This is a genomic window from Paractinoplanes toevensis (assembly GCF_018332695.1).
GTDB lineage: Bacteria > Actinomycetota > Actinomycetes > Mycobacteriales > Micromonosporaceae > Actinoplanes > Actinoplanes toevensis.
Window position 1 is genome coordinate 1 of sequence record NZ_BOQN01000277.1, and the last position, 931, is coordinate 931.

Here is a 931-nt window from a genome sequence, read left to right on the forward strand (position 1 = left end):
CTAGGGAGTGTTTGGTAAGTCATCGGAGCCATTCACCGATGGCGGCGATCCGTACGGTGGCGAGGTACCGGACGGCCAACTTGTCATAGCGAGTGGCAACGGCCCGATGTCGCTTGAGCCGGTTGATACCGCATTCGACGGCATGACGCTGCTTGTAGATCTCGCGGTCGAAGGCCGGTGGCCGGCCGCCAGCCGCGCCGCGTCGTTGTCGGTGACCAGTCTGGTCCGCCGGTTCGCTGATGGTGGCCCGGATTCCGCGTTGTCGCAGGTGAGCACGGTTGCCGCGAGAGCTGTATGCCTTGTCGGCCAGGACTCGGTCCGGACGAGTCCTGGCCGCCCCGCGACCCAGGCGCGGTACTCGGATCCCGGCCAGGACCGCGGCGAACTGCGGGCTGTCACCGGCTTGACCCGCGGTGACCAGCATCGATAGCGGACGCTGACCTTGTTCGCAGGCCAGATGCAGTTTCGTGCTCAGCCCGCCACGTGACCGGCCGAGGGCATGGTCGTTGGGTTCGGTGTCCACTCCACCCGGCGGCTGTTTCTGATCGTCCCCCTTTTCCGGGCGCCGGCAGCGTGCTGATGTGCTCGGCATACCGTCGAGTCGACCGACACGTCCCAGGTGATGATCTGTTCCGCGTCAGCCGCGGCCTGCAGCCGGGTCAGGATCTCGGCCCAGACACCGTCGCGCTGCCACTGCCGGAACAGTCCGTATGCGGTTTCCCAGGGCCCGTAGCGCTCCGGCATGTCCCGCCACGGCGAGCCGGTCCGGACCCGCCACCGGATCGCGTTGATCACCATCCGGCGATCCCGCGGCGGACGTCCCATCCGCACAGGCGGGAGCACCGCCGACAGCCTCACCCATTGATCATTCGTCAGGTCACCACGCGCCACGCGTACTCAACGAACGATCAACATTCCAAACACTCCCTAG

The 931-nt window shown here is 66.6% G+C and carries 1 protein-coding gene; it reads right to left on the reverse strand.

The features are described 5' to 3' along the window. Positions 1 to 19: 19 nt before the first annotated feature. Positions 20 to 891, reverse strand: a protein-coding gene (locus Ato02nite_RS51200; RefSeq protein WP_438873139.1) for an IS5 family transposase whose coding sequence is annotated in 2 segments (ribosomal slippage) — positions 20 to 549 and positions 549 to 891 — 873 coding nt in all. Because the reading frame shifts where the segments join, the coding sequence is not laid out codon by codon here. Positions 892 to 931 lie beyond the last annotated feature (40 nt).